Genomic DNA, 25,400 nt, shown 5'->3' with positions numbered 1-25,400 from the left:
GGTGGCCCGGCGGGTGTTCACGGCGGTCCGGTGGGCGTGTCGGTGGGCGCCGGTGTCAGCTCCCGGGTCATCACCGCCCGTAGCCGCAGTGTCGTGACCAGGCGCTGGAAAGCCTCCGCCCAGTAGCCGCCGGCTCCCGGCGCGGCGTCCTCCCGCTCGTCGGGCACCGCCAGCAGCGCCTCCAGCCGTACGGTCTCCGCCGGGTCCAGGCAGCGTTCCGCCAGCCCCATGACCCCGCTGAAGCTCCACGGATAACTGCCCGCGTCCCGTGCGATGTTCAGGGCGTCCACCACCGCCCGGCCCAGCGATGCGGTCCAGGGGACGGCGCACACCCCGAGCAGCTGGAACGCCTCCGACAGGCCGTGCGTCGCGATGAACCCGGCCACCCAGGCGGCCCGCTCCGACGGCGCGAGCGCCGCCAGCAGCTTCGCCCGTTCCGCCAGGGACACCGCGCCCGGGCCGCCCGCCTCCGGCGCCGACGGTGCACCGAGCAGCGCCCGGGACCACACGGCGTCCCGCTGCCGTACCGCCGCCCGGCACCAGGCCGCGTGCAGCTCGCCCTGCCAGCCGTCCGCCACCGGCAGCGCCACGATGTCCCGCGGCGTCCGTCCGCCGAACCGGCCGGTCCAGGTGCCGAGCGGCGCGGCCTCCACCAACTGCCCCAGCCACCACGATCGTTCCCCTCTGCCCGAGGGCGGTGTGGCCACCACACCGTCGCGTTCCATGCCGGAGTCGCACTCGGGGGGCGGCTCCACCACGATCACGGGCGAGTTCCCCGTTCGGTCCAGGGCCACACATGCCGCGGCCCGGACGGCCATCCGTGCGGCGAGGGCGGAGTCCGGCAATGCCGCCAGCAGGTCCGCCGCGGTCGCCCGGACGTTGCGGCTGCGGTCGCCCAGCGCCTGCTCCAGGAACGGTTCGTCCGCTCCCGACAGACCGGTGCGCAGCGAGTCGAGGAACATCAGCCGGTCCTCCGCCCGCTCCGTGGACCAGGTCGAGGCCAGCAGGTCGCGCCCGAGCGCCGGTGTACGGGCGCGCAGGGCGCCCAGCAGCGCCGCGCGCTCGGCGAACAGCCCCTCCGACCACAGCTTGCGCACCGCCCCGGTGTCCTCCGGAGCGGGCAGGGCGGCGCCGCCGGGGGCCGCGCGCAGGGCGAACCGCCAGTCCTGGTTCAGCCGGGCCAGCCACAGTGCGCGCGGTCCCGCGAACGCCAGCGCCGCCGGCCGCAGGTCCGTACGGCCCCGGGCCGCGTCGAGGAGCGCGGGCAGTGTCTGCGGTGGCGCCGCGTATCCGTGCGCGTTGGCTGCCGCGAGCCACTGCGGGAGCAGCTCCATGAGGTCCGGGGAGCTGCCCCGCCGGCCGCCGGCGCCGCCGGAACGGTCGGCGAGCAGCGTGGTGAGCCGGCGTGCCGCCGCCTCGGGCAGGGCGGGGCGCGGATCCGCGGGCGCACGCTCCGGGCGCGGTGCCGCCGGCGCGGGCCGCAGCCCGGCCCGCCGTCGTACAGTCGCCAGGGCGGCCGCGTCCAGCAGCGCGACCGGGGCGGGACGCCCGGGGGTCGCGCACGCCGGGGCGCGCCGATCGGTGCCGAGGAGCGCGGCGGTCACCAGCTCCTCCCAGGAGCCGGCGGGACCACTGGGATCCGTGGGACCGGTGGGACCGGTGGGACTTTCGGGTTTCCCGAGACAGGCGGGATCGATGGGGCTTGCGGGACTGACAGGACCTGTGGGACCTGCGGGCCCCCCGGGACCTGGCAGGCCCGCGCGGTCCGGTGGAGCCTCGGTGGGCGCCGCCGTACCGCCGTCCGGCGCGGCGTCGCCCACCGAGGTCCGGTGGTCGCCCGGTGTCCCGCCGGCGGTCGTCCCGACGCCGTCCAGCGGCTCGCCGGGGGCCCGTGCCGCGCTCCCGGGTCCGGGTGCGGTGCCGTCCGGCGTGCGCTGGCGGGCCGGTGTCCTCGCGTCGGCCGGAGTGGCCGTGCCGACCGGTGTCCCGTTCATCGTGTTCCCTTCCGTTCGTCTGGCGGAATGCCCCCGGGTGCCGTGCGGGCGGTCAGTACAGGGGCACCATGTCGCCCGGTCCCTCCGGCCAGGCGCCGAGCGGGGTGAACCCGTGGTGCCCGGACTCGCCGAACACCGTGACGGGGGCGCCGCCGGAGAGGGCGACCAGCCGCCACAGGCCGGGACGGGAGCGGGCGGAGCGGGTCATCGGCAGGGCCGTGTCCGTGTCGGCGTCGGCCAGCTGCCACCCGTCGCCGTCCGGGACCGGTACCACCCGCCCCAGCGTCACCGGGACCGACTCCAGCCAGGGGTCGTCACGCAACGCCTCGCCGTACCGGGCCGCCGCCTCCGCGGTGGTCACCCCCGGCGGGCGGAACGCGGCCGGGGCCGGGGCGGCGAACCGTTCGCCCAGCGCGGCTCTGGACCGGCCGGCGCCCGGAAAGGCGGACAGCTCCGCGTCCAGAGCCAACCCGACCGGCAGCGCCGTCTCCGGTGCCCGTCCGGCAGCGCCGTAGGAGAGCAGCAGCCGGGTGTGGCCGGAGCTGGCGCCGTACAGCCATATTCGGCGCGTCGTCAGTTTCCCGTCGGCAGTGTCGTACTGGGCGAGGACCAGCCAGCGGTCGCGCACCGGCGGGCCGTCCGGTACGGCGGGCAGGCCGAGCCGGGAACGGACCGTGGCCGCGAGGGCGTCCGGCAGCGTGTCACGGCACAGCCAGCCCTGGTCGAGGAGGTGCAACAGCGCGCACTCCTCCAGCAGCCGGGCGGGCCAGCCCGCCCCCGAGGCCGGTATCGCCCCCAGTTCCCGCACCCGGGCGGCCAGTCCGGGCGCCTGCGCGTCGACCATGCGGGCCGCCGTCTCGTCCCACAGCCCGTACCCCGCCTGCTCGGCCGCGGCGAGGCCGCCGCGCAACAGGTCGGTCAGGCGCTGTTCCAGCTCCGTCGCGCCCGCCGTGACCCGCTCGGCCCGGCGCTCGGCCCGCCGGCGGGCCGCCTCCGGGTCCGCCGACCCGGCCGGCGGACCCTCCCCGGCCCGAGCCGCTCTCGCCGCGTCGCGTCCGCGCCGGCCCGCGAGCCACTGCTCCGCCCAGTCCGGCGGCGGCGCGGACGCCGGCACCGCGGCGTCGCCGCCCGCCCAGAGCAGCAGCAGACCGAGCGCGTGCTTGCACGGGAACTTACGGCTCGGACAGCTGCACCTGTACGCCGGCCCGGTCACGTCCGCCAGGTCCACCACCGTCCGGTACGGCTTGCTGCCACTGCCCTCGCACAGCCCCCACACCGACCCCTCTCCGCTCCCCGCCCCGGACCACGGGCCGGCCACGCCGAGTCTGCTCCCCGCCTTGCGTGACGCGGCGTCAGGCGCCAGTGCCAGCACCTGGTCCGCGGTCCAGCGCACCCCCTGCTCAGTCATGTCACCGACGGTAGGTCCCGCCACTGACAATCGCCCTGGCGAGCGTGTTTTGCCTGGTCAGAGCGATTGTCAGTGGCGTGGTGCACGGTGGAGTCAGATCCGAACCGGCCGAGCTGGAGGGGGCCTCAGCCATGTCTGTGTCCGTGGAGTCCGTGGAACCGACGACCGCCGTATCCGACCACGACGGAACCGGGCAGGTGCTGCGACCGCACGCCGAGCAGGCCTTCGCGGCCGAACTCGCCGCGCTCGCCGCGCAGGACGACCGCCCGCGCCCGGCCCGCTGGAAGCTGTCGCCGTGGGCGGTGGCGACGTACCTGCTCGGTGGCACGCTGCCGGACGGCACGGTGATCACTCCGAAGTACGTCGGGCCACGCCGGATCGTCGAGGTCGCCGTCACCACGCTCGCCACCGACCGCGCCCTGCTCCTGCTCGGAGTGCCCGGAACCGCCAAGACCTGGGTGTCGGAACACCTGGCCGCCGCCGTCAGCGGTGACTCGACCCTGCTGGTGCAGGGCACGGCCGGCACCCCCGAGGAGGCGATCCGCTACGGCTGGAACTACGCCAGGCTCCTCGCGCACGGCCCCAGCAGGGACGCCCTCGTGCCCAGCCCCGTCATGCGCGCCATGGCGGAGGGCATGACGGCGCGCGTGGAGGAGCTGACCCGCATCCCGGCCGATGTGCAGGACACGCTGATCACCATCCTGTCCGAGAAGACCCTGCCCGTCCCCGAGCTGGGCGAGGAGGTCCAGGCAGTGCGCGGCTTCAACCTCATCGCCACCGCCAACGACCGCGACCGCGGCGTCAACGACCTCTCCAGCGCGCTCCGCCGCCGCTTCAACACCGTGGTGCTGCCGCTGCCGGAGAACGCCGACGCCGAGGTCGACATCGTCACCCGCCGGGTGGAGCAGCTCGGCCGTTCCCTGGAACTGCCGGCCGCGCCCGACGGCGTCGACGAGATCCGGCGGGTCGTGACCGTCTTCCGGGAACTGCGCGACGGCGTCACCGCCGACGGCCGCACCAAGCTGAAATCGCCCAGCGGCACGCTGTCCACCGCGGAGGCCATCTCCGTCGTCACCAACGGCCTCGCCCTCGCCACCCACTTCGGTGACGGCGTGCTGCGCGCGGGCGACATCGCCGCGGGCATCCTCGGCGCCGTCGTCCGCGACCCGGCGGCCGACCGGGTGATCTGGCAGGAGTACCTGGAGACGGTGGTCCGCGAGCGCGACGGCTGGACGGACTTCTACCGCGCCTGCCGCGAGGTGAGCGCGTGACCGTCACCGGCCCGGGCGGGGCGTACGATTCCGGGCCCCTGCTGCTCGGCGTACGGCACCACGGGCCCGGGTCCGCGCGCGCGGTGCGGGCCGCGCTCGACGCCGCCCGGCCCGGTGTCGTCCTGGTCGAGGGTCCGCCGGAGGCCGACGCGCTGATCCCGCTGGCCGCCGACCCGGGGCTGCGGCCCCCGGTCGCCCTGCTGGCCCACGCCGTCGACGAGCCCGGCCGCTCGGCCTTCTGGCCGTTCGCCGAGTTCAGCCCCGAGTGGGTCGCCATCCGCTGGGCCGTCGAACACGGCGTCCCGGCCCGCTTCATCGACCTGCCCGCCGCGCACACACTCGCATGGCAGGACACCCCCGCGGACGGCGACGGGCGGGGCGGGGAGGGGGAGGACGGTGAGGTGTCCGCCCCCGTCCCCGACGACGGCGCTCCTGCTCCCGGTGACGGCGGCGATATCGGCGACGGTGTCGACCAGGTCCGTGTCGACCCTCTCGCCGTGCTGGCGGAGGCCGCCGGGTACGACGACCCGGAACGCTGGTGGGAGGACGCCGTCGAGCACCGGGGGCCGGGCGACCGGGACCCGTTCGCACCGTTCGCCGCGCTGGCCGAGGCCATGGGCGTGCTGCGCGAGCGGTACGGCGCGGGCGGACGCCCCCGGGACCTGCTGCGCGAGGCGCACATGCGGTTGCGGCTGCGCGAGGCCCGCAAGGAGGCCGGGGACGCCGTGGCCGTCGTGTGCGGAGCCTGGCACGTGCCCGCGCTGCGGGAGCGGACCACCGTCACCGCCGACCGGGCGCTGCTCAAGGGACTCCCCAAGGTGAGGACCGACCTGACGTGGGTGCCGTGGACGCACCGCAGGCTGGCCCGGGCCGGCGGGTACGGCGCGGGCATCGACTCACCCGGCTGGTACGCGCACCTGTTCCACGCCCCCGACCGGCCGGTCGAGCGGTGGCTGACCGAAGTGGCGCGGCTGCTGCGAGCGGAGGACCGGATCGTCTCCTCCGCGCACGTCATCGAGGCCGTGCGGCTCGCGGAGACGCTGGCGGTGCTGCGGGGCCGCCCGCTGCCCGGCCTGGGGGAGACCACCGACGCGGTCCGCGCGGTGCTGTGCGAGGGCTCGGACGTGCCGCTGTCCCTGGTGTACGACCGGCTGGTGGTCGGCGACGTCCTGGGCGAGGTGCCCGAGTCGGCGCCCGCGGTGCCGCTCCAGCGGGACCTCGCCCGCCGGCAGCGCGCGCTGCGACTCAAGCCCGAGGCGCCCGAGCGCGACCTGGAGTTGGACCTGCGCGCGGACACCGATGCCGGACGCAGCCGGCTGCTCCACCGGCTGAGGCTGCTCGGCGTCGACTGGGGCGAGCCGGCCCGGTCCCGGGGGAGCACGGGCACCTTCCGCGAGACCTGGCGGCTGCGCTGGGAGCCCGAACTGTCGGTGCGGGTCGCCGAGGCGGGCGTGTGGGGGACGACCGTGCTCACCGCGGCACGGGCCAGGGTCGAGGCGGACGCCACCGCCGCGCGCGCCCTCGCCGACGTCACCGCGCTCGCCGAGCGGTGCCTGCTGGCCGGCCTGCCGGACGCGCTGCCCGTGGTCATGCGGGCGCTGGCCGACCGGGCCGCCCTCGACACGGACGTCGCCCACCTCGCCCAGGCCCTGCCCGCCCTGGTCCGCGCCCTGCGCTACGGCGACGTACGCGGCACCGACATCGGCGCGCTGGCCGGGGTCGCGGCGGCCCTCGCCGAACGCGTCTTCGTCGGCCTGCCACCGGCCTGCGTCGCGCTGGACGCGGACGCGGCGGAGGAGATGCGCGGCCACGTGGACGCCGTGCACACCGCGGTGGCGCTCCTGTCGGAGACCCTCTCCGCGCCGGGCAGCCCGGAGGGCGGGGGCCGTGTGGACCGCGCCGGGTTGCGCGACCGCTGGCGGGGTGTACTGCGCACCCTGGCATCGCGGGACACCGCGTCCGGTGTCATCCGGGGGCGGGCGGTGCGACTGCTGCTGGACGACGGGGTGCTGCGGGCGGAGGAGGCGGCCCGGCTGATGGGGCTCGCGCTGTCCCCGGGCACACCGCCCGCCGCTGCCGCCGCCTGGGTCGAGGGGTTCGCGGGTGGCGGGGGCGGGCTGCTGCTGGTGCACGACGAGCGGCTGCTCGGACTGCTCGACACGTGGCTGACGGGGGTGCCCGCGGCTGCCTTCACGGACGTACTGCCGCTGCTGCGGCGCACGTTCGCGGCGTACGAACCGGGGGTGCGCAGAACCCTCGGCGAACTGGTCCGGCGCGGTCCCGGCGGCGGCCGCGAGGGGACCGCCGCCCGGGCCGTGGCGGTCCCCGGGTTCGCCGCCGAACCGGACACCGCGCGCGCCGACGCCGTCGTGCCGGTGCTGCGGCTGCTGCTCGGCCTGGGCGACGACCGTGACACCACTCAGGACACCGGCTTGGCGGAGGTGCACGCATGACGAACCGGACGACCGGAACGGGGAGGTCTGGATCGGTGGGGGCCGGCCCGGCGGGAGCCGCAGCGGCGGAGTCCGGATCGGCGGGGGCTGGATCGGCGGGGGCCGCATCTGTGGGGAGTGGATCGGTGGGTATCTCAGCGCTGGGGGTTGGAGCAGTGGGAGCCGAGCCGGCGGGGACCTCAGCGGCGGAGTCCGGATCGGCGGGGACCGCACCGGCGGGGGCGGCAACCTTGGGGGCTGGACCGGTGGATACCGCAGCGGTGCGGACCGGATCGACGGGGACCGGAACGGCGCGGACCACAGGGGCGAGGCCCGCGGCGGTGGGGACCGGGCTGGTGGGGGCCGAGCCGGACGTGACCGCAGCTGTGGGGGACGGATCGACGGGGACCGGAACGGCCGTGACCGCGGTGGCGCGGGCCGGAACCGCACGGAAGGCAGCGGTGCGGGCCGCAGCGGTGGGGGCCGGGCCAGTCGGAAGCGTAGTAGCGGGGGCCGGGCCGACGGGGAGCGGAACGGCCGTGACCGCACCGGCGGGGGCCGGGGCGGTGGGGGGTGAGTCGTCCGATGCCGCGGGGGAGCGGTTGCGGCGTTGGCGGCTGGTGCTCGGTGGGGACCAGGCCGACGGCACCGGATACGCCCTGAACGGCCGGGACGCGGCCATGGACGGCACGCTGACCGCGCTCTACGGCAGGAGGGACCCGGCACCGGCGGGCCGGGGGCGGTCGGCGGGGCTGGGTGCCTCGGCGCCGTCCGTGGCCCGCTGGCTCGGGGACATCCGCACCTACTTCCCGTCCTCCGTCGTCCAGGTCATGCAGCGCGACGCCATCGACCGGCTCGGCCTCGCCTCCCTGCTGCTGGAACCGGAGATGCTGGAGGCGGTGGAGGCCGACGTGCACCTGGTCGGCACCCTGCTCTCGCTCAACAAGGCGATGCCGGAGACCACCCGGGAGACGGCCCGCGCGGTCGTGCGCAAGGTGGTGGAGGACCTGGAGGGACGGCTCGCGACCCGTACCCGCGCCGCCGTCACCGGCGCCCTGGACCGCAGTGCCCGCGTCTCCCGCCCGCGCCACCACGACATCGACTGGAACCGCACCGTCGCGGCCAACCTCAAGCACTACCTGCCCGAGTACCGCACGGTCGTACCGGAACGGCTCGTCGGCTACGGACGGGCCGCGCGGTCGGTGAAGAAGGAGGTCGTGCTGTGCGTCGACCAGTCCGGGTCGATGGCGGCGTCCGTGGTGTACGCGTCCGTGTTCGGGGCGGTGCTCGCCTCCATGCGGTCGGTCGCCACCCGGCTGGTCGTCTTCGACACGGCGGTCGTCGACCTCACCGATGAGCTGGACGACCCCGTCGACGTGCTCTTCGGTACGCAGCTCGGCGGAGGCACGGACATCAACCGGGCGCTCGCCTACTGCCAGTCGCGGATCACCCGTCCGGCCGAGACGGTCGTCGTCCTGATCAGCGACCTGTACGAGGGGGGCATCCGCGACGAGATGCTGAAGCGGGTCGCGGCGATGAAGGCGTCCGGGGTCCAGTTCGTGACGCTGCTCGCCCTGTCGGACGAGGGGGCGCCCGCGTACGACCGTGAGCACGCGGCGGCGCTGGCCGCGCTCGGGGCGCCGGCCTTCGCCTGCACACCCGACCTGTTCCCGGAGGTGATGGCGGCGGCGCTGGAGAAGCGCCCGCTGCCGATACCCGACACGGCGGCCTGACGCCGGCCCCGCGCGGCCTGCCGAACAGGCTGCCCGGCGCCCGTCGCGAGCCGTGTTCCGGCACCCCGTGCCAGCAATTCCGGCATCATGTGACAGGTATCACCGCTCAGGTGTGACCCGCGATTTAGGGGGCCCCCGTCAGCAGCGATAACCTGCGAGACGGACATGCCGCGCGCTCGGACACCGTGTGCGCTTCCCTAGTGACAGCGGACGTCACGTTGCCCTTCGCGGCACGCCCACGCATCCAACGAACCGCGAGATCACTGATAGGGACGGAAGCGCGTGGACCTGTTCGAGTACCAGGCGAGGGACCTCTTCGCCAAGCACGATGTACCGGTGCTGGCCGGTGAAGTCATCGACACGCCTGAGGCGGCGCGCGAGATCACCGAGCGGCTCGGCGGCAAGTCCGTCGTCAAGGCGCAGGTGAAGGTCGGTGGTCGTGGAAAGGCCGGCGGCGTCAAGCTGGCGGCCACGCCGGACGAGGCCGTCGCCCGCGCGACGGACATCCTCGGCATGGACATCAAGGGCCACACGGTCCACAAGGTGATGATCGCCGAGACCGCTCCGGAGATCGTCGAGGAGTACTACGTCTCCTTCCTCCTCGACCGTGCCAACCGCACCTTCCTCTCCATCGCCTCCGTCGAGGGCGGCGTGGAGATCGAGGAGGTGGCGGCCACCCGCCCGGACGCCGTCGCCAAGATCGCGATCGACGCCATCGACGGCGTCGATGAGGCCAAGGCCCGCGAGATCGTCGAGGCCGCCAAGTTCCCGGCCGAGGTCGCGGACAAGGTCGCGCACGTCCTGATCAAGCTGTGGGACACCTTCATCAAGTCGGACGCCCTCCTCGTCGAGGTCAACCCGCTCGCGAAGGTCGCCTCCGGGGACGTCATCGCCCTCGACGGCAAGGTGTCGCTGGACGAGAACGCCGAGTTCCGTCACCCCGAGTACGACGAGCTCCACGACAAGGACGCCGCCAACCCGCTCGAGGCGGCCGCCAAGGCGAAGGGCCTCAACTACGTCAAGCTCGAGGGCGAGGTCGGCATCATCGGCAACGGCGCGGGTCTCGTCATGAGCACCCTGGACGTCGTCGCGTACGCCGGTGAGAACCACGGCGGCGTCAAGCCCGCCAACTTCCTGGACATCGGTGGCGGCGCCTCCGCCCAGGTGATGGCGAACGGCCTGGAGATCATCCTGGGCGACCCGGACGTCAAGTCCGTCTTCGTGAACGTCTTCGGCGGCATCACCGCCTGTGACGAGGTCGCCAACGGCATCGTTCAGGCGCTGAAGCTCCTCGAGGACCGCGGCGAGAAGGTCGAGAAGCCGCTCGTCGTCCGCCTCGACGGCAACAACGCCGAGCTGGGCCGGAAGATCCTCACGGACGCCGCCCACCCGCTGGTGCAGCGCGTCGACACCATGGACGGCGCGGCCGACAAGGCCGCCGAGCTGGCCGCCGCCAAGTAAGCACGAGGACGAGGACTCACACACCATGGCTATCTGGCTCAACAAGGACAGCAAGGTCATCGTCCAGGGCATGACCGGCGCCACCGGCATGAAGCACACCAAGCTCATGCTCGGTGACGGCACGAACGTCGTGGGCGGCGTGAACCCGCGCAAGGCGGGTCAGACCGTGGACTTCGACGGCACCGAGGTACCGGTCTTCGGGACCGTCAAGGAAGCCGTCGAGAAGACCGGCGCGGACGTCTCCGTCATCTTCGTGCCGGAGAAGTTCACCAAGGACGCGGTCGTCGAGGCCATCGACGCCGAGATCCCGCTGGCCGTCGTCATCACCGAGGGCATCGCCGTGCACGACACGGCGTCCTTCTGGGCGTACGCCGGCAAGAAGGGCAACAAGACCCGGATCATCGGCCCGAACTGCCCCGGCATCATCACCCCGGGCCAGTCGAACGTCGGCATCATCCCGGGCGACATCACCAAGCCGGGCCGCATCGGCCTGGTGTCGAAGTCCGGCACGCTGACGTACCAGATGATGTACGAGCTGCGGGACATCGGCTTCTCCACCGCCGTCGGCATCGGTGGCGACCCGATCATCGGCACCACGCACATCGACGCGCTCGCCGCGTTCCAGGCCGACCCCGACACCGACCTGATCGTGATGATCGGTGAGATCGGCGGCGACGCCGAGGAGCGGGCCGCCGCGTTCATCAAGGAGAACGTGACCAAGCCGGTCGTCGGCTACGTCGCGGGCTTCACGGCGCCCGAGGGCAAGACGATGGGCCACGCCGGTGCCATCGTCTCCGGTTCCTCCGGCACCGCGCAGGCCAAGAAGGAGGCCCTGGAGGCCGCGGGCGTCAAGGTCGGCAAGACGCCGACCGAGACGGCCAAGCTGGCGCGGGAGATCCTCAGCGCCTGAGTCTCCCCGCCGCATGCCGGCAGGCCCGCTCCCGGAGTCCGGGGCGGGCCTGCCGCCGTTTCCGCCCACCGGTGAGCACGATGGGCGTCCCGCCGGGGCGGATGCCCGGTCGGCTCAGGGAGTCTGGGGCGGATGCCCGGTCGGCGCCGGGAGTCCTTCGGCCCGGTCTGTACGGCGGCCCTCTGACCAGGGGGAACCGGTCCGACCGGGGGCGAGGCGGCTCGACCGGGGGGCGCGGTGGTTCGTGGGGGGACGTGGTCACCGGGGTTGTGGTAGGAGCCTTTCCGGGCCGCTCGCCTCCTCCCGGTGGAGCTTGGCGCGCAGTGCCAGTTCGGTGCGCGACAGTGGGCCCATCGCCGGGGGTGGCGGTACTCCCTGCACCGCCTGAGCCGGGGCGACCGGTGCCTCGTACCGCGTCGGCGCCGTCCGCAGCGTGAGGGTCGTCGCCCCGATGATCGTGACCGTGAAGGCGATGGCCGCCCTGGTCCAGAACACGTTCCGGCGCTCGCAGCCGGTCCGTACGGTGGTCGGGCGGGGGGCGCGGAGCCGTTCGGTGGAGGCCAGTTCGAGCAGGCGGCGGTGGAGCGCGGCCGTGTCGGCCAGTTCCGGCAGCAGCGCGACGACCGCCTGGCGGGCGTGGGTGAGCCGCCTGGCGGCGGCCGGTGTGCTCGCCTCCGTCTCCGCCGCGGTCTCCGGCAGGTCGAGGCCGACGCCGTCGTAGAGGACGAGCGTGCGCCGGTAGGACTGCGGGAGCTTGAGCAGGGCGTCCAGCAGGGCGCGGTCGGCGGGGTCGGCGGGCGGCGGCTCCGGGTGCCGGTAGCGGGGCCGGAAGCGGTGCCAGGGCGAGAGCGCGCAGTCGTAGGCCACCGCCCTGACCCAGCCGGCCGGGTCGCGGTCCCGGGCCACCTCCGACCAGCGCTGCCAGGCCAGCTGGAAGGCGCGCTCCACGGCCTCCCGGGCGAGCTCCGGTCGCCCGGTCAGCAGATAGGTCTGGCGGACGAGGGCGGGAGCGCAGAAGGCGTACAGCGCGTCGAAGGCCTGAGAGGGCGTCAGGGGGTGGGATTCGGGGCCGAGGGGTGCGAGGGCGGGACCGTCCTGGCCCGCTTTTCCGGATGCCTGCTGCGCCGCGGTGAGCTGAGCCGGTGTCAGTGACCTGCGTCGACGCGGGCGTCGGCGTCCGTTCGGCGGTGGCAGCGGGCTGGCAGGGCTCTGCGTCGTCACCGTGCACCCTTCCGTGCGAAAAAGAACATAAACGTATATTGAGCGACACAGCGGAGGTTCGCCTGTTACGACGGGAAAGCGCGTGTCGTTGGGAGCATGGCCGTGTGATCCAGATGACCGCGCACCGCACGTCGTTGCCACCCCTGCGCACCCGGATGCGGGACCGCTCACCCGGCCTGGCCGCGAGCCTGCTGGGCGGGGCGGTCGCGGCCGGACTCGGCCTCGGTTCGTTCGCCGTGCTGGTGATGGTGCTGTGGGTCAGCTCGCCCTACCCGGACAGCGGGCCGGACGGTGCGCTGCACATCGCCGCCGCACTGTGGCTGCTGGCCCACGGGGTGGAACTGGTCCGCACCGGCACCCTCTCCGGCGTGCCCCTGCCCGTCGGTGTCACCCCGCTGCTGCTGCTCGTGCTGCCGGTGTGGCTGGTGTACCGGGCGGCGCGGGACGCCACCGACGCCTCGGCCGAACCGGACGGACCGCCACCGGTGCCCGCGCGTACGGCGTGGACCGGCGTGGTCCTCGGCTACCTGACCGTCGGGGCCGCCGCGGCGCTGTACGACGCCGGTGGCGAACTGCGTCCCTCGTGGCCCTGGGTGACGGCCTGTCTGCCGCTGGTCGTGGCCGGCGCGGCGGGACTCGGCGTGTGGTCGGCGTACGGCTGTCCGCGTGAACCCGTGCTGCGCGCGCTGGTGGTCGTGCCCGGACCGGTACGGCGGCTGGTGTTCGGCGACGACGCCCGGGCGCGGCTGGGAGCGGCCGTACGTGCCGCCGGTGCCGCGACGGCCGTGCTCCTCGGCGGCGGGGCGCTGCTGGTCGGCGTGTCACTGGTGTGGCACGGCGAGCAGGCGCGGGCCTCCTTCATGCAGCTGACGGACGGCTGGACGGGCCGGTTCGCGGTGCTGCTGCTCGGTGTCGCGCTGATCCCGAACGCGGCGGTGTGGGCCGCGTCGTACGGCCTCGGTCCCGGCTTCGTCCTCGGCGCCGGACACCTGGTGCACCCGTTCCTCTCCGACCCCGCCCCGCTGCTGCCTCCGTTCCCGCTGCTGGCGGCGGTGCCGGACCCCGGGCCGGGGACGCAGCTGAACTGGGCGGCCGGACTGGTGCCGGCGGTGGCCGGGGCGACGGCGGGGTGGTTCGTGGCCCGGGCGGCCGCGGGGGCGCCGGGGTCCGGCGGACCGGCTCCGGCCCGCTGGCGGGCCACCCGTACCGCCGGGGTGGTCGTGCTGACGGCGACGGTCTGCGCGGCGGTGTTCGCCGTGCTCGCCGCGCTGTCCGGCGGCCCCCTCGGCGTGGCCCTGCTGGCCCGCCTCGGCCCGGTGTGGTGGCGGACCGGGGCGGCGGCCGGGGTCTGGACGCTGGCGTTCGCACTGCCGGTGGCGCTGACCGCGCGAGCCCTGCTGCTGCGGATCCGGCGCATGCGGGGCGAGGCGTCACCGGGGCCGGACACCCGGCCGGGGGCCGCGGCCGACGGGAAGGGCGCCGGGAGACCGGCGGACGCCGTCGGAACGGGCGACGCGGCGCGGCCGACCGGAGCGGGGAAGGCATCCGTGCGTGTCCCGGCCGTGCCCGGTACGGCGGCGGCGGCCGAGGAGGAGTTCTACGACGTGCTCCCCGCCGACGACCCGTTCCCGGCCCCGTTCGGCGGGACCGTCCGGACGGAGTGGCACGACGACACCGTCCGCGCCGACCGCTGGGCGGCCCTGACGGAGGCGGCGGCCGACACCCGCACAGGCACTGACGCCGAAGCCGACACTGACGCCGATGCCGGCACGGGGCGCGCGGAACACACGGACGGCGCGGACGGTTCGGATGACACCGACGGTACCGACGGTACGGGCGACGCGGGGGGCGAGGGCGGTCCGCCCCCGGCCCGCCGCCCGGACGACTCCCGGTCGTGAGGTGGAAGTGGCCGTGCCGCCCGCCGCGGGTGCCGGCGGCACGGTGGGCTCAGCTGTTCTCCGTGCCCAGTACGCCGCGCAGCTGATGCGGCAGCAGGGTCTCGCAGGACTGCTTGGCCTCGTGCGTCAGGGCGTCGCCGACGCAGGTGTAGTAGTCGCGGTAGACCAGTTGCACGGTGAAGGTCGAGGCCACCAGGACCAGCGCCAGGGACGCCGTGACCAGGCCGCTGATGGCCGCCGTCCGCTGGGGCCGGCCGTTGGGGGCCGCGGGGGTCGTCGGGGCCGTCGGCGCGTCCGGGGTGCCCGGCGCCGGGCGGCGGTTATCGGCGCGCAGGGCGCTGCTGCCCCAGTACAGGGCCAGCGCGCCCAGCAGCAGGGCCACGTACGGCCAGCTGAACAGGACGAAGAACACCGCCCACATGCCGGAGAGCAGGGCGTACCGCGCGCGTCGCTGGGCCGGGTCCGACGGGTCCCAGCGCATCCCGGGACCGGTCGGCGGACCGCCGGGACCCGGGCCCTGGGGGGCGCCGGGACGCTCACCGAAGTTGCCGGGGGCGCGGCCGGGCTGCCGGTCGCTCCACCGGCCGCCCGGGCCGGAGCCGTTCCCGGGCCCGGGAGGCTGCCCCGGTCCCCAGCCCGGTCCCTGCCCGGGGCCCGGACCGTGGCCCTGGCTCTGTCCGTCGCCGTGACCTTGCCCGTGCCCGTGTCCGGACGGGTTCACGGGATGCCGCGGCTGCCACGGCCGGTCCGGCGCGCCCTCCGGCGGCGGCGCGAACGGATTGCCGTCCTGCCGCCCACCATCCTGCTCGGAACCGGAACCGGAACCGGAACCGGAACCGGAGTCGTCACGCCCCGACCCGCCACCGGACCCCGACCCACCCGATCCGGAGCCGCCCCGCCCAGGCCCGCCCTGACCGGAACCGGCCGACCCGGAACCACCAGGCCCCGACGCGCCCGGTGCCGGGGCGTCCTGGTCGGAACCGTCACGTGGGGCGCCGGTCGGGGGCGGGGTCGGCCGGTCCCGCAGCAGCGCGGCGCCACGCACGCCTCCCTGGACCGGGCGCGGCGGGAAGGTGAGGAGTCGCAGGCTGCGATCGGGCATCAAAAGAGCGTCTTCCCCTAGATGACTACGGCTGTCCGACGTGAGCTTCCACTGGGTGAACGCACCGTACGACGACCGCGTTCCCGGGCTGCTCACTCGTGACTCCTTGCGAACGCTACCGTCCGCCTCGCCCCCCGTCCCGAGGGGCCCTTCCGGAGTGCCGGTATCGTTGCTGGCGGTCGGCCGCTTCGTAGACTTCCCCGTATCCGGGGGCGTGAAGCATTCGTACGACCGTACAAACAGCCCGGCCGGGAACGGCCGGACCCGTCGCTTCCCGAGAAAGGGCCCCACCGTGGCCGCCACCACTCCCGGCCCAGCCACCGGCCCAGCGGTCAGGCGCCTCGTCGTGCTGGTCTCCGGTTCCGGTACCAATCTCCAGGCGCTGCTGGACGAGATCGAGCGCACCGGAGCCGAGGCGTACGGCGCCCGGATCGTCGCCGTCGGAGCCGACCGCGCCGGCACCGAGGGACTCGCCCGCGCCGAGCGCGCCGGGCTGCCGACCTTCGTGTGCCGGGTGAAGGACTTCGCCTCCCGCGAGGAGTGGGACGCCGCCCTGGCCGGGGCCGTGGCGGCGCACGAGCCCGACCTCGTGGTGTCCGCCGGGTTCATGAAGATCGTGGGGAAGGAGTTCCTCGCGAGGTTCGGCGGGCGGTTCGTGAACACCCACCCCGCCCTGCTGCCCAGTTTTCCGGGGGCCCACGGGGTCCGTGACGCGCTCGCGTACGGCGCCAGGGTCACCGGCTGCACCGTCCACTTCGTCGACGACGGCGTCGACACCGGCCCGATCATCGCCCAGGGCGTGGTCGAGATCCGGGACGAGGACGACGAGAGCGCGCTGCACGAGCGCATCAAGGAAGTCGAGCGAAGGCTGCTCGTCGAGGTCGTGGGGCGGCTCGCCCGCAACGGCTATCGCATTGAGGGACGAAAGGTAGTTATCCAGTGACCGCGGAGAGCAACAAGCGGGCCATCCGTCGCGCGCTCGTCAGCGTCTACGACAAGACCGGTCTCGAGGACCTCGCGCGCGGGCTGCACGAGGCCGGCGTGGAGCTGGTCTCCACCGGGTCCACGGCCGGCCGGATCGCCGCCGCCGGTGTCCCCGTCACCAAGGTCGAGGAGCTGACCGGGTTCCCCGAGTGCCTGGACGGCCGGGTCAAGACCCTGCACCCCAAGGTGCACGCCGGCATCCTCGCCGACCTGCGGCTGGACAGCCACCGCGAGCAGCTCGCCGAGCTGGGCGTGGCGCCGTTCGACCTGGTGGTCGTCAACCTCTACCCGTTCCGTGAGACGGTCGCCTCCGGGGCCTCGCCCGACGAGTGCGTGGAGCAGATCGACATCGGCGGCCCGTCGATGGTCCGCGCCGCCGCCAAGAACCACCCGTCGGTGGCCGTGGTGACCAGCCCGGGCCGGTACGCCGACGTGCTCGCCGCGGTGAAGGACGGCGGCTTCGACCTCGCCGCCCGCAAGCGCCTGGCGGCGGAGGCGTTCCGGCACACGGCCGAGTACGACATCGCCGTCGCGTCCTGGTTCGCGTCCAGCTACGCCCCCGCCGACGACTCGCGGTTCCCCGCTTTCCTCGGCACCACCCTGGAGCGCGCCCACACCCTGCGCTACGGCGAGAACCCGCACCAGCCGGCCGCCCTCTACACCTCCGGCGAGGGCGGGCTCGCGGCGGCCGAGCAACTGCACGGCAAGGAGATGTCGTACAACAACTACACGGACACGGACGCCGCCCGCCGTGCCGCGTACGACCACGACGAGCCCTGTGTCGCGATCATCAAGCACGCCAATCCGTGCGGCATCGCGGTCGGCGCGGACGTCGCCGACGCGCACCGCAAGGCCCACGCCTGCGACCCGCTGTCCGCGTTCGGCGGTGTCATCGCCGTGAACCGCCCGGTCAGCAAGGAGCTGGCCGAGCAGGTCGCCGAGATCTTCACCGAGGTCATCGTGGCGCCCGACTACGAGGACGGCGCGCTGGAGGCCCTCACCAAGAAGAAGAACATCCGCGTGCTGCGTTGCCCCGACGGCCCGGGTCACCCGGTCGACGTCAAGCCGATCGACGGCGGCGCGCTGCTCCAGGTCACCGACCGGCTCCAGGCCGACGGCGACGACCCGGCCAACTGGACCCTCGCCAGCGGTGAGGCGCTCTCCGCCGAGGAGCTGCGGGAGCTGGCCTTCGCGTGGAAGGCGTGCCGCGCGGTGAAGTCCAACGCGATCCTGCTGGCGAAGGACGGCGCCTCGGTCGGCGTCGGCATGGGCCAGGTCAACCGGGTCGACTCGTGCAAGCTGGCCGTGGAGCGGGCCGGCGAGGAGCGGGCCCGCGGTGCCTACGCGGCCTCCGACGCCTTCTTCCCCTTCCCCGACGGTCCGGAGATCCTCATCGGCGCCGGCGTCCGGGCGATCGTCCAGCCGGGCGGTTCGATCCGTGACGAGCAGGTCGTGGAGGCCGCCACGAAGGCGGGCGTGACCATGTACTTCACGGGCACGCGCCACTTCTTCCACTGATCCGCCGCCCGGTGCGCCGGGCACCCGCGGTCGCCGTCCGTCCGGTCCCGCCCGTCCTCCGACGGGCGGGACCACGCGTGTCCGGACCCGCCGCCCGAGTCCGACGCGGGCCGCAGTCCGAACCCGGAGTTCGGGCCGCACCTCCCGGCCCGCCGTCCGGGCGCCGCCCCGTCCCGCCCTCCCCCCACCCCCCGGCTGACCGGTCGCCGGCGCAACGGTCAGCAATGTTTCAGTCCCTCGTCAGCGGTGGACGCGAGGGTGGGGGCATGACGTCGATCGTGGCAGTCTCCAGCTGTCTTCCCGACACCATCCCGATCGCCGGCTTCCACCGCGAACTCGGCCTCACAGACGTACAGTTGCGGCGGTACCAGCGCTTCTACGGGCTGTCGGAGGTGTGTCGCGACCCGCAGGCCGACGAGACGCGGCTGCTGTTGCGCGCCGTCGCCAAACTGGCCGAGCTGCGCGGGCAGGAACACCGGGTCAAGTACGTGCTCCAGGCGCGCACCATGCCGGCGCCGCTGCCGTACCCGCTGACCTCGATCGGCCCGATCCAGGACGAGCTGGGGCTGCGCCACGCCACCGGGTTCGTCGTCTCCCAGCACGCCTGCGCCTCCGGCATGCTCGCCGTCGACCTGGCCGGCACCCTGCTCGCCGCCGACCCCGACCCGGACGCCCTCGCCCTGGTGCTGACCGGTGAGAAGGCCGGCACCCGCCACAACCAGTCGATCCCCGACGTCACCGTCATGGGGGAGGGCACCGCGGCGCTGCTGGTCAGCGCCGATCGCACCGGCCGCAACCGGATGCTCGGCTACGCCGCCCGCACCCACAGCCGGTTCGGCGACCAGTTCATTATGGACGACGAGGCCGCCGCGGACTTCCAGGACCGGTACGGGCCCGGTCTGTGCGAGGTGATCACCGCGGCCCTGGAGGAGGCCGGCTGCGCCCTCGGCGACCTGGCCCTCGTACTCCCGCACAACGTCAACCGGCTGTCCTGGATCGGTGTGTGCCGCACCCTCGGGCTGCCCCTGGAGCGGGTCTTCCTCGACCTGGTGCCGCACACCGGGCACTGCTTCTGCGCCGACCCCTTCATCAACCTCCAGCACGCCTGCGAGGTGGGCCGGCTGCGCCCCGGCGACCGCTACCTGATGACCAGTGTCGGTCTGGGCGCGACCTTCGCCGCCATGGTCTTCGAGCACTGAGCCCGCGAGCCCGCGCCGCACCGGGGCGCCCGTCCGACGCCGGCCGGTGCCCCACCCGAGAGATCAAGAGGTCGACATGCAATCACCGCCCCCCGGCTTCACCGGCCGCCTCAAGCGCGCGGTCACCGGTGACGCCGGCACGCCGCTGGTGTTCCTCGGCAACTTCGAGGTGGAGAACCAGTGGGCTCTCGGGGAGCCCGCCCTGCCCCGGGTCGCCGCGCACGCGGGCAGCGCCGTCGTCAACCGCATGGACGAGTTCGCGCTGCTGCTCGGCGGCAAGGACGACCACGTCGTCCTCAAGACCGCCCCGGACGACGGCTACCGCGCCTACCTGGAGGGCCTCGGCCTGACCCTGCCCACCGTGCACGTGGTCGCCGGGCAGCGGCCGCGGCGCACCGTCAGCGAGGACGCCCTCGCCGACCCGGAGCTGCTGCGCACCCTGACCGCCCTGGCCGCCGACGGCGCCCGGCTCACCGCCCACGGCATCTCCACCGTGGAGGAGGAGCTCGCCGGGCGGACCGGGCTGCGGCTCGCGGCGCCGCCCGCCGACCGGTGCAAGCACGTCAACAGCAAGGTGTACAGCCGTCGGCTCGCCGACGAGCTGGGCCTGCGGCAGGCGCGCGGCTGGGCCTGCGAGACCCTTCAGGAACTGGCGGCGGCCGTCACCGCGGCCGGTGAGCTGCTGGCCGCCGGGCGTCGGGTCGTCGTCAAGGACGCGTTCGGGGTGTCCGGCAAGGGCATCGTCGTGGTCGACAACGAGCGGACGCTGGCCCGGCTGCACCGCATGGCCGCCGCCCAGGCCGAGCGCACCGCCCGGGCCGCGGGCACCGCGGTGCGCACGGCGCTGGTCATCGAGGAGTGGGTGGCCAAGCGGGCGGACCTCAACTACCAGTTCACCGTGGGCCGTGACGGCGGGGTGCACTTCGACTTCGTCAAGGAGCTGCTCACCGAGGGCGGCGTCCACAAGGGGCACCGCATGCCCGCCCGGCTCAGTGCCGCCCAGGTCGCCGAGGTCCGGGAGAGCGCGCACCGGATCGGTGAACGCCTCGCCGCCGACGGGTACTTCGGGGTGGTCGGCGTCGACGCGATGGTCGACCCCGACGAGGGCCTGTACCCGGTGGTGGAGATCAACGCCCGCAACAACATGTCCACGTACCAGGCCGTGGTGCACGAGGCGCTGGCCGGGCCGGACGACGTCGCCGTCGCCCGCCACTTCCCGGTCCGTCCCCGCCGCCCGCTGCCCTTCGCCGAACTGCGCGACCTCCTCGGCCCGTCGCTGCTCACCCAGGCCGGTGACCGCCCGTACGGCCTCTTCGTGAACAACTACGCCACGGTCAACGCCGCCGCCGCGGAGGACGCCGGAGCCGGCTCGGACGGCTTCGAGGGTCGGCTGTACGGCGTGCTGCTCGCCGACTCCGACGAGCGGATCGAGGCTCTCGCCACGGACATCACCCGCCGCCTCGCGGCCCTGACGGAACGGAGCTGGACATGAGCGTCGCCTTCGAGGTGCAGGGCCTGGGCGTGACCCGGCTCGCCGAGGAGTTCGGCACCCCGCTGTACGTGTACGACGGCGAGGAGATCAGCGGCCGCTTCCGCGACCTGCGTACGCGCCTGCACCCGGCCCTGGAGGTCTTCTACTCCCTCAAGGCCAACCCCAACATCTCCGTCTGTGCCCTGCTGCACCGCTGCGGTGCCCGCGCCGAGGTGTCCTCGCTCACCGAGCTGGTCACGGCCCGCCGCGCCGGTGTCGCCCCGCACGACATCGTCTTCCTCGGCCCCGGCAAGAGCACCACCGAGCTGGGCGCCTGCCTGGACGCCGACATCCACGCCATCGTCTGCGAGAACCTCGACGAACTCGCCCTCATCGATGCGGCGGCCCGGGAGCGCGGCGTCACCGCGCGGGTCGTGCTGCGCGTCAACCCGGCCTTCTCCGTGAAGGGTTCGGGGCTGACGATGGGCGGCAAGCCCCGCCAGTTCGGCATGGACGAGGAGCAGCTGCTCGCCGCCGGGCCCGCGCTCGCCACCCGGCACGGGGCCGTACGGCTCATGGGCGTGCAGGTGTACCTGGGCACGCGCATCCTCGGCGAGGACACCGTCGTGGACAACACCCGGCGCATCCTCGACCTCGCCGAGCGGCTCTCCGAGCGGATCGGTTTCCCGCTGGAGACCGTCGACGTCGGCGGCGGCCTCGGCATCGCCTACTTCGACAACGAGAAGGACCTGGACCTCGCCGAGCTGACGGCCCGGCTCAACCCCGTCGTGGACGCCTTCCACCAGCGGCACCCCGGTACCCGCATGATCATGGAGCTGGGCCGGTTCCTGGTCGCCGCGTCCGGCACCTACGTCACCCGGGTGCGCTACACCAAGACCTCGATGGGCGAGAACTTCGCGGTCACCGACGGCGGCACCAACCACCACATGGCGGCGGTCGGCATCGGCTCGTACGTCAAGCGGAACTTCCCCATGGCCGCGCTGGAACGCCTCGACGAGCAGCCCACCGAACCGTGGAACATCACCGGGCCGCTGTGCACCCCGAACGACGTGATCGGCAAGAAGGTGCCCATGCCGCCGCTGCGCGCCGGCGACCTGGTCGGCGTGCAGCGCTCCGGCGCGTACGGGCCGACCGCCTCGCCGGTGCACTTCCTCAGCCACGGCTACCCGGCCGAGGTCCTCGTCCTGGACGGCACCGCGCACCTGATCCGGGAACGCGACGACACCGAGACCATGCTGGCCCGCCAGCGGCTGTACGACGCCGAGCCCGGCGTCCGCTGAACCCCCATCATCCACAAGGAGATCGTCATGACCGAGAACACCGCGGCCACCCTCACCGACCGTGCCCGCTTCCTGGACGCGGTGCGCCAGGGACTGACGGAGGTGCTGAACAAGGACGTCACCGGCGCCGAGGAGGGCGCCCGCCTCTTCGACGACCTGGGTCTGGACTCCAGCAGTGCCCTGGAACTCCTCATCTCCATCGAGGAGATCCTCGACGTGCAGTTCGACGCCGACGAGCTGGAGATGACCCACTTCGAGACGGTCGGCTCCCTCGCCGACTTCGTGGCGGCGGAAGCGGGCGCCTGAGCATGTTCCGCGCGACAGCGCCCGTACGGTCCGCGGCCCCGGTCGCGGACGGTACGACGGACGACGCGGCGGGCGGTCCGGCCGGTGTGCCGCGGCTGGTCCGGGCCGGCCGGTACGCGCCGGACGGGCCCGGCACGCCGTACGTGCCGGACGCGGACCGGGAGGGGTTCTACCGGCAGCTCGGCGACCCGCACGGGATGCCGTTCGACCGGGCCGGGTTCGCCGGCGCGCCCCGCCGCACCTCCGCGGAGCTGGCCCGGGGCGCGCTCGCGCGGCTGGGACCGCTGACCGTCGCGGACGGCCCAGAACTGGTCGTCGTGGCGTACGCGGCCCCGGACTTCGAGCACAGCCAGCTGGTCGCGTCCTGCGTGCGGGAGTCGCTGCCCGGCGAACCGCTGACGTTCGCCCTGTCCGACCAGGGCGCGCTGGCACCGTTCAGCGCGCTGCGGGCGGGCGTGGAGTACGCGCGGCGCTGCGGGTTCCGCCGGCTGCTGGTGCTGGCCGTCGACCAGAGCAGCCAGCCGTTCGCCGTGCCGGCGGAGCATCCGGGCGCCGTCCGGGCCGACGTGGCGGTCGCCCTGCTGTTCGAGTGGAGCGGCGCGGCGGCACCGGTGCGCGGCATGGGGCAGCGGCCCTGGCCGGCGCCCGGGCCGGCGGCGCCGTGGGACGCGGGGCTGCCGCTCGTGGCCGGCGCCGGGGTGCGGACCGCCGTACCCGGGGTGTGGCCGTGGGCGACCTGGGCCGGCACCGGGCAGCCGGCCACGGCGGTCTGGTCGGCGCTGACGGACCTCACCGGCGGTGGGCCGGCCCGGGTGGTCGTGGCCGACCACGACCTGGAACGCGGGGTGCTGGCGCACTGCACGCTCGACCTCGGCGCGCCCGGCCCGGCGGACGACGACGAGGGAGTGGGGAGACGATGACGGTTCCGCCCGACGTACGGCAGCACTGCCGGCAGGCCCGCACGAGCGCCCGCGCGGACGGCCTGGTCCCCGCGCTGACGCTGCTGCTGCGGGCGCTGTCCCCGAAGACCCCGCCCCGGGGTCCGCGCGGCCATGCGATCCTGCCCGCCGAACTCCTCGCCGAGTTCGCGGCGGAGGACGCGGCGCTCATCGGACGGTCGGGCCCGGAGAACCCCGGTGACGAGCGAGCCGGGGACACGCCGAACACCGGTCACCCGCCCGACACCGGCTCCCTGCGCGCCTCCCACACGGCCCAGGACACCGGCACCCCGCCGGGGGACGACGCTCACGGTGCCCCGGGTGCGCTGTCCGGCGCTTGGGCCGGTGGCGTGGCCCCGGTGGGCGGAGTGAGGGATGTCGAAGTCCCGCCCAGTACGGGTGACTTGGGTGCCTCCCATGCAACTCAGGGCACCGACACGCCGACGGGGGACAGCGTTCCCGATGCCCCGCCCGGTACCGACGACCTGGGCGCCCCCCGCCCGACTCAGGCCACCGGCACCCCGCCGGTGTACGGCACCGCCTCGGTCGGGGACGTGACGGGCGCCGCCGCCCCGGCCCGTGCCGATGCCCCGGGGGCCGGTGGGGTCGGGTCCGGTGGGGCTGTCGGGCTGGTGCCCGGGCTCGTCCTGTCGCGGGCGGACGGTGGCCGGGACGGCGCGGGGGCCGAGTGGGCGTGGGCCGTGGCCTGGCTGCGGCTCGGCATGTCCGAGCGGCTGCGAGACGCCTGCCTGGCCCATCTCGCCGCCCGGCACGCCGAGGGCGCCCCGCTGCTGATGCGGCAGCTGGTGAAGGGCACGCTGGCCGAGGTGCTGCTGGAGCACCTGGAGATCGAGGGCGTCCTCGACGACGTCACCGCCGGCCGCACCGGTCCGCTAGGCCCGCTGCGGCCCGCCGACGACCGCCGGCTGGTCGCGCTCCAGGAGCAGATCACCCGGGCCGACCGCGCACTGCTGCGGTTGCTCGGCGCGCACGGTTTCACGGCGGACGGTCCCGGCGCCGGCGCGCACGCCTCCGAACTGCTCGCGGACGCCTACACCCCGGCTGCCCCGGGCACCGGACGGGGGGACGCGTGATCAGCCTGCCCGCCTCGCTGGCCACGGCCCACCGGGCGGTGCGTCACTGGGCCGACGACCTGCGCCGGGGCGCCCTGGAACTGGACCGGGACCCGGACGCCATCCACCGCTACCTGGACCTGCCCGCCGTACGGTTCCTGGCCGGGCACCAGGTGCCGCCCGACTGGGACCGGGCGGATTCCGCGCCCGGCAGTGGGCCCGCGCACGGGCTGCCCACCCTGGAGCGGGTGCTGGTCAGCGAGGAACTGGCCCGCGGCGACGCCGGGATGATGCTGGCCTCGCCGGGCCCGTCGATGTGCGGGGTGCTGCTCGGTGTGCTGGGCGGCCCCGAGCAGCTGGAGTGGGTCCACGGCCGGCTCGCGGAGCGCCCCCGCTGGACCTGCTTCGCGCTGACCGAACCCGGACGGGGCTCCGCCATCGGGGAGATGACGAGCACGCTCACCCCGGTGGGCGACGGCTCCTACGTCCTGGACGGCGAGAAGCGGTACGTCGGCAACGCCGCCCGGGCCGACCTCGGTGCCGTGTTCGCGCGGGTCGCCGGCACCGAACGGCTCGGCGTGCTGGCGGTGCTCGTGGACACCGCGGACCCCGGTTTCCGGGCCGAACCGCTGCCCACGGTCGGGCTGCGCGGCGCCCAGCTCACCCGGATCCGGCTGGAGGGGGTACGGGTGCCGGCGGAACGGGTGCTCGGCACACATCTGCCGCCCACCCGCCGGGGCATGTGGAGCATCGTCAACGTCTTCAACCAGCTGCGGCCCAGCGTCGCCGCGATCGCGCTGGGCATCGCCCGGGCCGCCCACGACTACGTCGGCGAGCACCGGCGGCTGCTGCGCGGGCCGGAGCGGGAGACGTACGAGGAGCTGGGCCGTCGTATCGACGCGGCCCGGTCGCTGACCTACCGGGCGGCGCTCGCCGTGGACCGCAGGCCGTCCGCCGGCCATCTGGCGTCGGCGGCGAAGGCCAGGGCCTGCGAGGTCGCCGAGGAGGTGACGCTGCGCGCGCCGGGGTTCTTCGGGCCCGGTGCCCTGCTGGACCATCCGCTGCTCGACAAGTGGGCCCGGGACGCGCGGGGCGTGGAGTTCATGGAAGGCACCCGGAACATCCAGAAACTGAATCTGTTCCAGGGCCTGCACACGGGAAAGGTGGGCCGGAACTGACG

At 74.6% G+C, this 25,400-nt stretch carries 19 protein-coding genes; 15 read left to right on the top strand and 4 right to left on the bottom strand.

Annotated elements, in window-relative coordinates:
• Positions 1-17: 17 nt before the first annotated feature.
• Both ACIQVT_RS27530 and ACIQVT_RS27525 read right to left on the bottom strand, forming a co-directional pair.
• Positions 18-1,604, bottom strand: coding sequence for a DUF5691 domain-containing protein (locus ACIQVT_RS27530; RefSeq protein WP_403759579.1), 1,587 nt, complete (start codon positions 1,602-1,604; stop codon positions 18-20).
• Between the two features lie 442 nt (positions 1,605-2,046).
• Positions 2,047-3,402, bottom strand: a complete 1,356-nt coding sequence (locus tag ACIQVT_RS27525; protein WP_403759576.1) for an SWIM zinc finger family protein — start codon at positions 3,400-3,402, stop codon at positions 2,047-2,049.
• A gap of 131 nt (positions 3,403-3,533) precedes the next feature.
• Between ACIQVT_RS27525 and ACIQVT_RS27520 the strand changes: the two genes are divergently transcribed.
• The 5 genes from ACIQVT_RS27520 to sucD all read left to right on the top strand — a co-directional run bounded on the left by ACIQVT_RS27520 (position 3,534) and on the right by sucD (position 11,209).
• The gene (locus ACIQVT_RS27520; RefSeq protein ID WP_403759573.1) at positions 3,534-4,673 is read left to right on the top strand and encodes an AAA family ATPase; all 1,140 of its coding nucleotides are present in this window, start codon (positions 3,534-3,536) and stop codon (positions 4,671-4,673) included.
• Complete coding sequence (locus tag ACIQVT_RS27515) at positions 4,670-7,126, top strand: DUF5682 family protein (protein ID WP_403759570.1); 2,457 nt, start codon at positions 4,670-4,672, stop codon at positions 7,124-7,126. The genes ACIQVT_RS27520 and ACIQVT_RS27515 overlap by 4 nt, the downstream gene beginning before the upstream one ends.
• 518 nt (positions 7,127-7,644) lie before the next feature.
• The gene (locus ACIQVT_RS27510; protein ID WP_403759567.1) at positions 7,645-8,838 is read left to right on the top strand and encodes a VWA domain-containing protein; all 1,194 of its coding nucleotides are present in this window, start codon (positions 7,645-7,647) and stop codon (positions 8,836-8,838) included.
• 282 nt (positions 8,839-9,120) lie between these two features.
• A complete protein-coding gene (gene sucC, locus ACIQVT_RS27505; RefSeq protein WP_403759564.1) occupies positions 9,121-10,299 on the top strand; it encodes an ADP-forming succinate--CoA ligase subunit beta in 1,179 nt (392 codons plus the stop codon).
• A gap of 25 nt (positions 10,300-10,324) precedes the next feature.
• Positions 10,325-11,209, top strand: a complete 885-nt coding sequence (gene sucD / locus ACIQVT_RS27500; RefSeq protein WP_403759561.1) for a succinate--CoA ligase subunit alpha — start codon at positions 10,325-10,327, stop codon at positions 11,207-11,209.
• A 258-nt stretch (positions 11,210-11,467) separates the two neighbouring features.
• Here the strand turns inward: sucD and ACIQVT_RS27495 are convergent, their stop codons facing one another.
• Positions 11,468-12,430: an RNA polymerase sigma factor gene (locus ACIQVT_RS27495; protein ID WP_403759558.1), complete on the bottom strand. Its 963-nt coding sequence runs from the start codon at positions 12,428-12,430 to the stop codon at positions 11,468-11,470.
• 113 nt (positions 12,431-12,543) lie between these two features.
• On the opposite strand from ACIQVT_RS27495, the gene ACIQVT_RS27490 reads away from it, so the two are divergent.
• Positions 12,544-14,328 carry a DUF6350 family protein gene (locus ACIQVT_RS27490; RefSeq protein WP_403760238.1) on the top strand — a complete coding sequence of 595 codons (1,785 nt, stop codon included), beginning with the start codon at positions 12,544-12,546 and terminating at the stop codon, positions 14,326-14,328.
• Positions 14,329-14,377: 49 nt separating this feature from the next.
• On the opposite strand, the gene ACIQVT_RS27485 is transcribed toward ACIQVT_RS27490, so the two are convergent.
• Positions 14,378-15,430, bottom strand: a complete 1,053-nt coding sequence (locus ACIQVT_RS27485) for a hypothetical protein (RefSeq protein ID WP_403759555.1) — start codon at positions 15,428-15,430, stop codon at positions 14,378-14,380.
• 292 nt (positions 15,431-15,722) lie between these two features.
• Here ACIQVT_RS27485 and purN point away from each other — a divergent pair, with 292 nt between their 5' ends.
• From purN to ACIQVT_RS27440, 9 genes are all read left to right on the top strand, one after another.
• Positions 15,723-16,373 (top strand): phosphoribosylglycinamide formyltransferase, encoded by a 651-nt coding sequence (purN, locus tag ACIQVT_RS27480; RefSeq protein WP_403759552.1) that lies wholly within the window; start codon positions 15,723-15,725, stop codon positions 16,371-16,373.
• Complete coding sequence (purH, locus tag ACIQVT_RS27475; protein ID WP_403759549.1) at positions 16,370-17,932, top strand: bifunctional phosphoribosylaminoimidazolecarboxamide formyltransferase/IMP cyclohydrolase; 1,563 nt, start codon at positions 16,370-16,372, stop codon at positions 17,930-17,932. The genes purN and purH overlap by 4 nt, the downstream gene beginning before the upstream one ends.
• Positions 17,933-18,198: 266 nt before the next feature.
• Complete coding sequence (locus ACIQVT_RS27470) at positions 18,199-19,131, top strand: 3-oxoacyl-[acyl-carrier-protein] synthase III C-terminal domain-containing protein (protein WP_403759546.1); 933 nt, start codon at positions 18,199-18,201, stop codon at positions 19,129-19,131.
• Between the two features lie 76 nt (positions 19,132-19,207).
• A complete protein-coding gene (locus ACIQVT_RS27465) occupies positions 19,208-20,623 on the top strand; it encodes an ATP-grasp domain-containing protein (RefSeq protein ID WP_403759543.1) in 1,416 nt (471 codons plus the stop codon).
• A complete protein-coding gene (locus ACIQVT_RS27460) occupies positions 20,620-21,903 on the top strand; it encodes a type III PLP-dependent enzyme (protein WP_403759540.1) in 1,284 nt (427 codons plus the stop codon). Before ACIQVT_RS27465 ends, ACIQVT_RS27460 begins: the two co-directional genes overlap by 4 nt.
• Positions 21,904-21,930: 27 nt before the next feature.
• The gene (locus tag ACIQVT_RS27455; protein WP_403759537.1) at positions 21,931-22,209 is read left to right on the top strand and encodes an acyl carrier protein; all 279 of its coding nucleotides are present in this window, start codon (positions 21,931-21,933) and stop codon (positions 22,207-22,209) included.
• A 2-nt stretch (positions 22,210-22,211) separates the two neighbouring features.
• Positions 22,212-23,129: a hypothetical protein gene (locus ACIQVT_RS27450; RefSeq protein ID WP_403759534.1), complete on the top strand. Its 918-nt coding sequence runs from the start codon at positions 22,212-22,214 to the stop codon at positions 23,127-23,129.
• Positions 23,126-24,241 (top strand): hypothetical protein, encoded by a 1,116-nt coding sequence (locus tag ACIQVT_RS27445; protein ID WP_403759531.1) that lies wholly within the window; start codon positions 23,126-23,128, stop codon positions 24,239-24,241. Before ACIQVT_RS27450 ends, ACIQVT_RS27445 begins: the two co-directional genes overlap by 4 nt.
• Positions 24,238-25,398 (top strand): acyl-CoA dehydrogenase family protein, encoded by a 1,161-nt coding sequence (locus ACIQVT_RS27440; protein ID WP_403759528.1) that lies wholly within the window; start codon positions 24,238-24,240, stop codon positions 25,396-25,398. Before ACIQVT_RS27445 ends, ACIQVT_RS27440 begins: the two co-directional genes overlap by 4 nt.
• The last annotated feature ends 2 nt before the right edge of the window (positions 25,399-25,400 follow it).

Source organism: Streptomyces sp. NPDC100445 (assembly GCF_044759735.1).
GTDB lineage: Bacteria > Actinomycetota > Actinomycetes > Streptomycetales > Streptomycetaceae > Streptomyces.
Note: the sequence above shows the minus strand (reverse complement) of the source record. Positions and strands in the feature narration are given on the sequence as shown.

What these genes read in the sequence shown, in the direction of transcription:
- ACIQVT_RS27490 (WP_403760238.1), top strand. Translation starts at nt 12,544, where the DNA reads ATGACCGCGCACCGCACGTCGTTGCCACCCCTGCGCACCCGGATGCGG.
- ACIQVT_RS27460 (WP_403759540.1), top strand. Translation starts at nt 20,620, where the DNA reads ATGAGCGTCGCCTTCGAGGTGCAGGGCCTGGGCGTGACCCGGCTCGCC.
- sucD (WP_403759561.1), top strand. Translation starts at nt 10,325, where the DNA reads ATGGCTATCTGGCTCAACAAGGACAGCAAGGTCATCGTCCAGGGCATG.
- ACIQVT_RS27470 (WP_403759546.1), top strand. Translation starts at nt 18,199, where the DNA reads ATGACGTCGATCGTGGCAGTCTCCAGCTGTCTTCCCGACACCATCCCG.
- ACIQVT_RS27485 (WP_403759555.1), bottom strand. Translation starts at nt 15,430, where the DNA reads ATGCCCGATCGCAGCCTGCGACTCCTCACCTTCCCGCCGCGCCCGGTC.
- ACIQVT_RS27445 (WP_403759531.1), top strand. Translation starts at nt 23,126, where the DNA reads ATGACGGTTCCGCCCGACGTACGGCAGCACTGCCGGCAGGCCCGCACG.
- ACIQVT_RS27525 (WP_403759576.1), bottom strand. Translation starts at nt 3,402, where the DNA reads ATGACTGAGCAGGGGGTGCGCTGGACCGCGGACCAGGTGCTGGCACTG.
- ACIQVT_RS27455 (WP_403759537.1), top strand. Translation starts at nt 21,931, where the DNA reads ATGACCGAGAACACCGCGGCCACCCTCACCGACCGTGCCCGCTTCCTG.
- ACIQVT_RS27520 (WP_403759573.1), top strand. Translation starts at nt 3,534, where the DNA reads ATGTCTGTGTCCGTGGAGTCCGTGGAACCGACGACCGCCGTATCCGAC.
- ACIQVT_RS27465 (WP_403759543.1), top strand. Translation starts at nt 19,208, where the DNA reads ATGCAATCACCGCCCCCCGGCTTCACCGGCCGCCTCAAGCGCGCGGTC.
- ACIQVT_RS27450 (WP_403759534.1), top strand. Translation starts at nt 22,212, where the DNA reads ATGTTCCGCGCGACAGCGCCCGTACGGTCCGCGGCCCCGGTCGCGGAC.